Origin of the sequence: Suttonella ornithocola (assembly GCF_001889065.1) — a bacterium.
Classification (GTDB): domain Bacteria; phylum Pseudomonadota; class Gammaproteobacteria; order Cardiobacteriales; family Cardiobacteriaceae; genus Suttonella_A; species Suttonella_A ornithocola.
Genome location: NZ_LWHB01000131.1, coordinates 1 through 9,609, shown reverse-complemented (window position 1 = coordinate 9,609; position 9,609 = coordinate 1). Strand labels below are relative to the sequence as shown.

General features: G+C 37.6%; 10 protein-coding genes and 2 pseudogenes. 7 read left to right on the top strand and 5 right to left on the bottom strand.

The window, feature by feature from the left end:
* A pseudogene (locus A5N85_RS09970) lies at positions 1-361 on the top strand (transposase); the annotation flags it as partial.
* 256 nt (positions 362-617) lie between these two features.
* Here the strand turns inward: A5N85_RS09970 and A5N85_RS09965 are convergent.
* From A5N85_RS09965 to greA, 5 genes are read right to left on the bottom strand one after another with little or no spacing between them, the layout of a single operon-like run.
* Positions 618-950: a hypothetical protein gene (locus A5N85_RS09965; RefSeq protein ID WP_072577093.1), complete on the bottom strand. Its 333-nt coding sequence runs from the start codon at positions 948-950 to the stop codon at positions 618-620.
* Between the two features lie 7 nt (positions 951-957).
* The gene (rsfS, locus tag A5N85_RS09960) at positions 958-1,299 is read right to left on the bottom strand and encodes a ribosome silencing factor (protein ID WP_072577092.1); all 342 of its coding nucleotides are present in this window, start codon (positions 1,297-1,299) and stop codon (positions 958-960) included.
* A 43-nt stretch (positions 1,300-1,342) separates the two neighbouring features.
* Positions 1,343-1,666, bottom strand: coding sequence for a DMT family transporter (locus A5N85_RS09955; protein WP_072577091.1), 324 nt, complete (start codon positions 1,664-1,666; stop codon positions 1,343-1,345).
* Positions 1,663-2,916 carry a glutamate-5-semialdehyde dehydrogenase gene (locus A5N85_RS09950; RefSeq protein ID WP_072577090.1) on the bottom strand — a complete coding sequence of 418 codons (1,254 nt, stop codon included), beginning with the start codon at positions 2,914-2,916 and terminating at the stop codon, positions 1,663-1,665. The genes A5N85_RS09955 and A5N85_RS09950 overlap by 4 nt, the downstream gene beginning before the upstream one ends.
* 16 nt (positions 2,917-2,932) lie before the next feature.
* Positions 2,933-3,415 (bottom strand): transcription elongation factor GreA, encoded by a 483-nt coding sequence (greA, locus tag A5N85_RS09945; protein WP_072577089.1) that lies wholly within the window; start codon positions 3,413-3,415, stop codon positions 2,933-2,935.
* A gap of 442 nt (positions 3,416-3,857) precedes the next feature.
* Between greA and bamA the strand changes: the two genes are divergently transcribed.
* The 6 genes and pseudogenes from bamA to A5N85_RS17720 all read left to right on the top strand — a co-directional run.
* Positions 3,858-6,227: an outer membrane protein assembly factor BamA gene (gene bamA / locus A5N85_RS09940; protein WP_249023954.1), complete on the top strand. Its 2,370-nt coding sequence runs from the start codon at positions 3,858-3,860 to the stop codon at positions 6,225-6,227.
* Positions 6,227-6,949, top strand: a complete 723-nt coding sequence (locus A5N85_RS09935; RefSeq protein WP_072577088.1) for an OmpH/Skp family outer membrane protein — start codon at positions 6,227-6,229, stop codon at positions 6,947-6,949. Before bamA ends, A5N85_RS09935 begins: the two co-directional genes overlap by 1 nt.
* Positions 6,946-7,920 (top strand): UDP-3-O-(3-hydroxymyristoyl)glucosamine N-acyltransferase, encoded by a 975-nt coding sequence (gene lpxD, locus A5N85_RS09930; RefSeq protein ID WP_072577087.1) that lies wholly within the window; start codon positions 6,946-6,948, stop codon positions 7,918-7,920. Before A5N85_RS09935 ends, lpxD begins: the two co-directional genes overlap by 4 nt.
* Positions 7,917-8,393 (top strand): 3-hydroxyacyl-ACP dehydratase FabZ, encoded by a 477-nt coding sequence (gene fabZ, locus A5N85_RS09925; RefSeq protein ID WP_072577086.1) that lies wholly within the window; start codon positions 7,917-7,919, stop codon positions 8,391-8,393. The genes lpxD and fabZ overlap by 4 nt, the downstream gene beginning before the upstream one ends.
* A complete protein-coding gene (gene lpxA, locus A5N85_RS09920; protein WP_072577085.1) occupies positions 8,390-9,163 on the top strand; it encodes an acyl-ACP--UDP-N-acetylglucosamine O-acyltransferase in 774 nt (257 codons plus the stop codon). The genes fabZ and lpxA overlap by 4 nt, the downstream gene beginning before the upstream one ends.
* Positions 9,160-9,609: pseudogene (locus tag A5N85_RS17720) on the top strand (lipid-A-disaccharide synthase); the annotation flags it as partial. The gene lpxA and the pseudogene A5N85_RS17720, both read left to right, overlap by 4 nt.

Here is a 9,609-nt window from a genome sequence, read left to right as displayed (position 1 = left end):
AAAGAATCAGCTGAATTGGCGCTTGATAGGTTAGAAAACCTTTGGGGTAATAAATACCCTGCGGTGATTAAGTTTTGGCGGGATAAGTGGCATTTGCTAAGTCACTATTTTAAATATCCTGAGGCGGTGAGAAAGCCCATTTATACCACCAATGCGGTAGAGGCAGTCCATCGTCAATTCCGCAAGTTAACTAAAACTAAAGGAGCGTTTCCTAATGAAACCAGTTTGCTCAAACTCTTATATGTTGGTATGTTAAATGCCAGCGAAAAATAGACAATGCCGATTCCTAATTGGGGACAGGACAATGATGCAATTGTCTATCTATTTCCCTAGTCGGTTAGATGCCGTGATGAATCTTTAATTAACCTGACACAGAATTTTTAACGCCCTCCTTCGGTTTCAGAGCAGTATAAGCCAATGAGTTCTTTATCGTTGTGCTTTGCTATATACGAATTTCATCTGCTGCCGTGGCAAGGTGGCATATTAAGGTCTTGTGCAAGATACAAGCTGAGATCTTTGCAAAATTCCGTTTTATACGAATTTTTACCACTAGCAGAAAAATTAACACTATGATTTTAATATGTTTTCAAAATTTAAAAAATTGAATTTCTCTATTTTTAGGGGTTTTGCAAAGGTCTCAAGCTATTTATTGAGTTAATATTTTTGTTCTTACCCTTACCCACAACAATTGCGTCACAAATGATTGAGTAGGCATTTGAATCCATATGTGTGTAAATACCTTGCTGTTGTGAGGAAATATCGGTTTGTCCCATATTGATAGGGATAACATTTACCACTTCATATCCTTCTTGATATAGATGGTTATAAGCATCTTCTAAACGTTCAGCATAATCAGAAAAATCAACATGATTGAAAATCTGTGTATGATTTTCGTTAGTAGCTAAGTCTGCATAAAACCAGACAGTTTTATAGAGGCGCTCTTTTTCCATTTAGAAATTAAGATGATTGACGTGTTGCAGGCAAAGACCATAATTTGTCAAGCGCGTAAAGCTGGCGTGTTTCTGGTCGCATTAGATGCACAATAATATCCCCTAGGTCAACTAAAACCCAATCTCTGCTATCTTCTCCTTCCACACCAAGAGCAGGAGAACCAGCTGCTTTAGCATCTTGCTGAACTTTATCTGCCATTGCATGTAAATGTCTGTCGGATGTACCACTAGCAATAATCATGTAATCAGCAAAATCTGCTTTACCTGCTAAGTCAATGATTTGAACATCAACAGCTTTCATGTCTTCTAGGCTGTTTTGAACTAAGTTTTTTAAGGTTTCGTTACTCATAATTTTCTTTTAGGTTTAAGGTTCTTAAATATAATAACAGTTTTTAATGTGGTGAGGACAGTTGGAGAATAATCACACCGATAATAATAAATGTAATTCCGCAAATTGTTCGTATATTTAAGGGCTGTTGATAAATTATCCAAGCAATAATGACAACAAGAGCAGTTCCCAGTCCAGACCATATCGCGTAAGCAATTCCAAGTGGAACAGTTTTTATGGATTGACTGAGTGCATAAAAAGCGAATGCGTATCCTAGTCCGGTAATGATTGATGGCAATAAGCGTGTAAATCCTACAGTTGCTTTCAATGCAGATGTTGCGATAACTTCGGCAATAATGGCTAGTATTAGCCATAGATAAGCATTCACCGGGTAATGCCGTCGCTAATGATAATAAATTTTTGGCTAGTTAGGCCTTCTAATCCAACGGGTCCACGCCAATGAATTTTATCCGTACTAATACCAATTTCAGCACCGAGCCCATATTCATACCCATCTGCAAAGCAGGTGGGCGTATTGACCATAACACTTGCGGAATCTACTTCTCGTAAAAATCGTTGGGCAGTTGCTAAGCTATTTGTCACGATACTATCGGTATGTTTAGAGCTATATTGCGCAATATGCTCAATGGCTTGTTGATAATCCTCAACAATTTTAATGCTAATAATAGGCGCTAAGTATTCTGTTTGCCAGTCGGATTCAGTTGCTAGACAAATGGAATGAGAGTTTTTGAGTAGATTAACGGTTTCAGGACAACCTCGCATTTCTACCGATTTGCGCTGATAAATATCTGCAATAGCTGGTAGGATAGAGAACGCAATGGCTTTGTGAATTAAAAGGGTTTCTGTCGCTCCACAAATACCATATCGATAGGTTTTTCCATTATCAGCGCAGCGTAGAGCAATTTCAAAATCAGCATCCACATCAATATAGAGATGACACAGTCCATCTAAGTGTTTGATAACTGGCATTCTAGCTTGTTCGCTGACTAATTTTACTAAGCCTTTTCCACCACGCGGAATAATCACATCAACGTATTCATTGGCTTGTAATAAGTCAGTGACATGTGCGCGATTTGTATCATTAATTAGTTGAATACTGTCTTCTGGGAGTCCCGCATGCTGTAATCCGTGTTTAACAGAAGCTAAAATCGCTTGATTAGAATGAATGGCTTCGCTACCACCACGCAGAATAGCCGCATTGCCCGATTTTAAGCAAAGCGCTGCCGCATCAGCAGTAACGTTAGGGCGAGATTCATAGATGATACCAATAACCCCTAAAGGTGCGCGCATTCTCCCAACTTTTAGCCCTTTTTCGTTTGTTTTCATCCCAGTCATTTCGCCGACTGGGTCAGGAAGTGATGCAATCTGACGAATGCCATCAGCCATTTGTTTTAATCGCGTTTCATTTAGTGATAATCGATCTAATAAAGCAGGCGCCAGATTTTTCTGCTTCCCCAACGCGATATCTTTTGCATTTGCGGAAAGAATGGCAGCTGTTTCTGCTAACAAATGGTCAGCGATTGCCAGTAGGGCAGTATTTTTTTGCAAGGTAGTTGCGCTTGCTAGCGTTTGAGCAGCAGTTTTGGCTTTTTTCCCTAAGGTAATGACTAATGACATAATCGTTTATGATAAGTTAATCAATGTAATGAACAGCAACAATTTCTAAAGATTTGTTACCACCAGGTACGGTAATATCAACAACATCTCCCTCTTCTTTGCCTAATAATGCTCTTGCGATAGGAGAGGTATTAGAAAGTAGCCCTTTTTTAATATCTGCTTCGTCTTCACCAACAATTTTATATTTCATGGTTTCACCGCTATTGACATCTTCTAGCTCTACAGTGGTACCAAAGACAACTTTACCGTTATCTGGCAGCTGGGTAACGTCAATAATTTGTGCGTTGCTAAGTTTATATTCTAATTCTTGGATACGTCCTTCAATAAAACCTTGCTGCTCGCGTGCGGCATGGTATTCCGCATTTTCTTTTAAATCGCCATGTTCACGCGCGTCGGAAATGGCTTGAATGACTTTAGGACGTTTTTCGCTTTTTAAGATATCAAGTTCTGTGCGTAAAGCATCAGCACCTTTTTTGGTCATAGGAATTTTTTTACTCATCATATTGTCCTTTTGGTTAATAAAAGAAGCCTTGCTTGAGCAAGGCTATCATGGAGGGGTATTTTACCTGAATTATTGAGTAATAGGGATGAACGCATTGAAGTATTAGTGATATTTGATTTTTAGCGATGTTATATTGGATGCAGCGCTGTGTTAAATTGAGTTGGTAAAAGTAAAATTTAAAAACGGGATAGATAATTTAGAGAGTAAAGAGATGCAGTGTACTCGCTAAAGCAGATATTAAAGCCTATCTCGATGATTACCAATGAGGACGAGCGTAGCGCTTTGGTTGTAGCCAAAATCTATGGCTCTAGACTAGCAGGAACAACCTGTTAGTCTAGAGCCTTAAATTACAATGCCGAATATTATTTGTTGTTTTATAAAGATTAAATTAAAGAAAAAAGATAGATAATGTTATGAGCGAAGTTTGCGGATTTCAGGAATGTTTAAAGATTTGGCGCAGAGGTTCGGGCTTTGGTATGATGCAGTTTCCTTTTTTCTTGAGAAAGCCAAACATATGATAGCCTTCCGACCTAGCTTTATAAGTAGCGCAATTGCGCTGTGTTTTACTGCTACAGCTGTTGCCGATTCTTTTGTCGTAAGAGATATTCGCGTAGAAGGATTGCAAAGGGTTTCAGCAGGTACTGTTTTTAATTATTTACCTGTCAAAGTTGGGGAAAAAATAGATTTAGCTAACAGTGCAAAAGCAGTCACTGATTTATATGCGAGTAATCTTTTTTCTAATATCAATCTTGCACGAGATGGAAATGTATTGGTTGTTCAGGTAAAAGAATATCCGGTTATTTCCTCTATTGAATTATCGGGTAATACTACGCTAAATAGCAGTAATATTAAGGAAGCTTTTGCTAAATCGGGGTTTGCTGAAGGACAAGCATTTAATCCTGCAATGCTTCAAGAAATTGAAAATGAACTTTATAAGCAATATCAAGTATTAAATAAATATCAAATTAAGATTACGCCAACCGTAACTAATTTACCGCGTGGACGAGTAGCAATAAAATTTGATATCAGCGAAGGACGTACCGCTCAAATAAAAGATATTACGTTTATTGGAAATAAAGTATATTCCAATAGTCGGCTTAGAAAGCTGTTAGATACGAGTACAACAGGTTGGTTATCTTTTATGAGCAAAAATGACCAAATCAATGGTGAAAAACTACAACAAGATTTAAAGCGTCTTTCAGATTTTTATCATGATAGAGGGTTTTATGATTTTAAAATCATTTCGACTCACACATCATTATCTAGTGATAAAACAAAAGCTTTTTTAACAATCACTTTGCAAGAAGGTCAACCTTATATCATAAAAGATTATACGCTTTCAGGAAACTTGGTGATTCCAGAAGCTGAAATTCGTCAGCTAATTAAAATCAAATCTAATGATGTATATAATCGTAAGGATATTGAAACGTCTGTAGATGCAATTAAAACAAGATTAGCAGATGAGGGTTATGCACAAGCAGATGTCAATATCATTCCTGATATTGATAAATTAACTCGTCAAATTATGGTTAACTTAGTGATTGTACCGGGTAATCGTATTATGGTTCGTCGCATTGAATTTATAGATAATCAAAAATCCTATGACAGTGTCTTAAGACGCGAGTTGCGTCAGCAAGAAATGACGCCTTATTCTGCTTCTGATATTGAGCGTAGCGAGCAAAGAATTCGTCGTCTACCACAGGTAGAACAAATTGATAAAACACTGGTGCCAGTTAAAGGGCATCCAGATCAGGTAGATATTGTCTATACGATAAAAGAAAGAAGTACAAGCTATATTCAAGGTGGTGTTGGTTATGGTCAAAGTAGTGGTGCACTGTTTAATATAGAATATACCGATGATAATTTCTTTGGTTCAGGAAATCGCTTTAATATCAATTTTGGTAAAGGCTCGTATCAAGAAACATATGGATTAAACTTTACCAATCCTTATTTTACTGACGACGGTATTAGCGCAAGCTTTGAGTTTAATTATGCGAAATATGATTACGATGACGGAGATTTATCAGATTGGACATCAGATAACTTAAGTGCCATTGTTACTTTTGGCTATCCAATTTCAGAGTATCAAAATATTTATTTAGGTGGCGGATATCGGCAAGTCAAAATTCATACTGGGAAAGAAGTTGCAACTGAAATTTCTGATTATTTGAAAGAAAATGGTAGTAAGTATGATGAATATGTTTTAAAAGGTTCTTGGGTTCGTGATACCACAGATGATGCCTATCTTCCAACCGTTGGAACGCGTAATGCTATTAGTATAGAAGGAACGACTCCAGGTAGTGATTTAACGTATTATCGAACGGAGTATAAAAATAGAAGCTATTTTTCGAGTGGTAATCCAGATTCTCTTGTTTTTTCATTACATGGCAATATTAGCTATGGCAATGGCTATGGAAACACCAAAGGTGGACTCCCGTTTTATCGCCACTATTATGCGGGCGGCATTGATACCATTCGGGGCTATAAATACGGTTCTGTTGGACCTCGGTATAAAAATGGCGACTATGCCGGCGGAGATTTTAGAGTAATTGGTGGTGCCGAACTCATTATGCCTATTTCTTTCAATGAACGTTCAAGAAATCTACGAGTAGGTGCGTTTGTAGATGGAGGGTATGTTTGGTCAAAATTTGATGATGCTAAAGCAAAAGATATTCGCTATTCTGCCGGTGTGTTTATTAATTGGATATCACCAATTGGACCATTAAATCTAAGCTATGGCGTTCCTTTAAATAAAAAAGAAGGCGATAAGCGAGAAAGTTTCCAATTTACTTTAGGTACTAGCTTCTAATGAGTAAGAAGATTTTTGGGGGAATAACGGCAGCTGTTATGATGCCGTTATGTATTGCGCAATTACCAGAAAATGTATCGCTTTCTTTCAATGAAGAACAAGTCCATATGTCTAATAAAGAAATTTTATCAGACGTTCTAAAAGTCGTACCAGCGACTACTTCTAGTTTAGTTAAAAATGTAAAGCTTTCAAATTTAAGACTGGGCTTTGTCAATTTTCGGCGAATTATGGGAACTATTCCTCAGTTAAGCGCTATTCGCCGAAATTTGGATAATGAATTTAGCGCTCAACAGCAAGAACTCTTGCAATCTCAAAAAACACTAGAAGCTTTAGAACAAAAAGTAGCAAGACATGCAAATGATGCCGATTATGATACATTAACACAGCAGCTAATTGAAAAAAGAAGGGAAATTGCTCGCCAAGATGCGGCTTTTAGAGATAATTATAGTGTACGTCGTAATGAAGAAATAGCAAAACTACAAAGTTTAGTGCTTGATCAAATTGTGAGTTTGGCAAAAGAGCAATCTTTTGATGTTATTTTAAATGATACTGGCGTACTTTATGTCAGTGAGAAAGCAGATTTGACAGAGTTAGTCATTGAGCGTTTGGATAAATTAGCGCATCAAGACGGATTGGTTCCTATGAATCAAACTTCAGATAATAGTTCAAGTGATGTTTCTGCTGAAAAGCAACAAGAGATTAAAAAGGAAGAAGCGCTATGAGTAAATTAACTGCTCAATGGCTTGCGCATTTGGTAGAAGGGCAGCTTATTGGAAGTGATATTGAGATTATGGGTGCTGGTAGGCTAACAGATGGGAAAGAAGGAGAAATTGGTTTTCTTGCGGAATCAAAATATCGTCATCAATTGGAAAATTCTCAATTATCTGTCGTGTTAGTCAATGAACCTCAAGAAGCGAGTATTACGCAGATTGTTGTCTCAGATGTGCGAAAAGCTTGGCAAATAATTTCTCAAGAGATTGAAAATATTCAAAAAAAATCAATAGGAATTCATCCGTCTGCAATAATTGATTCTAGCGCCCAAATTGGAAAAAATGTTTATATTGGCGCGGGGGTGGTTATTGAGGCGCAAGCAAAGATTGGAAATGGTGTACATATTGAAGCGCTAGCAACCATTGCTGCCGGTGTAATCGTTGGAGAAAATACAAGAATTGGAACAGGCGCGCGTTTACTAAGTAAAACCACTGTTGGTAAAAGATGTAATATTTTGTCGAATGCAGTGATCGGTGAACGAGGTTTTGGAAATCATTTTGAAAAAGATCATTGGCTACCGATTGCCCAATTAGGTGGTGTACAGATTGGAGATGATGTAGAAATCGGTGCAGGCACTATGATAGATAGAGGCGCTATTGGAAATACTATTATTCATGATGGCGTAAAATTAGATAATTTAATTCAGGTGGCACATAATGTTGAAATTGGCGCGCATACCGCTATCGCAGGTTGTTGTGTAATCGCGGGCTCTGTGAAATTTGGTCAATACTGTGTGGTTGGCGGTGCAAGTGTTTTTGCAGGACATATTACTATTTGCGATGGTGCGCAATTTACAGGACATTCATCAGTAAGCAAATCTATAACCAAACCGGGTATTTATTGTTCCGCCATGACAGTCATGCCGATTAAGCAATGGAAACATTTTTTAGCAAAACTTAGACTTTTTGGGAAAGAGAAATGATAGAACCGCTTATGGATATTGAAGAAATTAGAAGATATTTACCTCATCGCTATCCTTTTTTATTGATTGATCGAATTATTCATTTAGATCCAGCCGGAGAAATTCGAGCGTTAAAAAATGTAACAGCTAATGAGCCTTTTTTTCAAGGACATTTTCCAAGTAAAGCCGTAATGCCGGGGGTGTTGGTTATTGAAGCAATGGCGCAAGCAGCGGGAATTTTAGGTGTTAAATATGCTAAGACTGCAATGGGTTTACCTGATGAGCCAGAAGAAGATGCGATTTATTTTTTTGTAGGCATTGATAAAGCACGTTTTCGTAAAACTGTGGTTCCCGGTGATCAATTAGTGATAGATGTTAAACTACTTAAATCTCGTCGAGGAATCTGGTCATTTGAAGCTATTGCCTACGTAGATGATAAAGTGGTTTGTAATGCAGAAATTATGTGTACTTCAGCAGGTAAAGGCGACGCATGATTCATCCAACAGCGATTATTGATCCAAAAGCAGAGCTAGCAGATGATGTGAGTATTGGGGCTTATAGTGTTATTGGCGCTAATGTCCATATTGATAGCGCAACGGTGATTGGTCCACATGTCGTGATTGAAGGACCGACTAAAATCGGAAAAAATAATCGTATTTTCCAATTTGCCTCTATTGGTGCCATGCCACAAGATAAGAAATATGCGGGTGAAGATACCTGGTTAGAGATTGGCGATAATAATACGATTCGTGAATTTGTAACTTTTAATCGTGGGACAGTTCAAGACGGCGGAGTCACAAAAATCGGTGATGATAATTGGATAATGGCATATTGCCATTTAGCGCATGATTGTATTGTGGGTAGTCATACAGTTTTTGCCAACAATGCATCTTTAGCAGGGCATGTGCATATTGGGGATTATGTCATTTTAGGTGGCTACGCATTGGTGTATCAATTTGTCCATATTGGTGATTATTCAATTTTGGCGTTCTCAAGTGGTGTGAAGCAAAATGTCCCACCATTTTCCATGGTGTCTGGTATGCCAGCAAAAGCTAGTGGAATCAATATGGAAGGTCTTCGTCGTCATCAATTTGCTCAAACAGAGATTGAGGCAATTAAATCCGCTTTCCGATATCTTTATCGCGAAAATTTATTACTTTCTGAAGCGAGAGAAAAAATTAACCAATTAGCAGCGCAATCTGATGCTGTGAGTAAAATTGCTGTATTTTTAACAGAAACGGGTAAGCGAGGGTTAATTCGTTGAACACAACGGAACCACATATTGCTTTGCTGGCTGGTGAGGTATCGGGTGATAGATTAGGAGCACCTTTATTAACGGCTTTAAAAGCAATTTATCCTAATGCACGTTTTAGTGGGATTGGTGGTGTGCATATGCAGGCAGCAGGCTTTAATAGCTTAGCTGATATCAATATTTTATCTGTTATGGGATTAGCCGAAGTTTTAAAGCATTTGCCCAGTATTTATCGATTAAAAAAATTTTTATTAAGTTATTGGCAAAAGGATAAGCCTGATATTTTTATTGCTTAGATGCGCCAGATTTTAATTTAAGAATAGCCACGAATTTAAAAAGACAAGGCATTAAAACGGTGCATTATGTTAGTCCGTCTTTATGGGCTTGGAAAGAAAAACGTATTACCAAAATTAAGCAAGCGATTGATTTAATGCTGTGTTTGTTTCCATTTGAAGTTG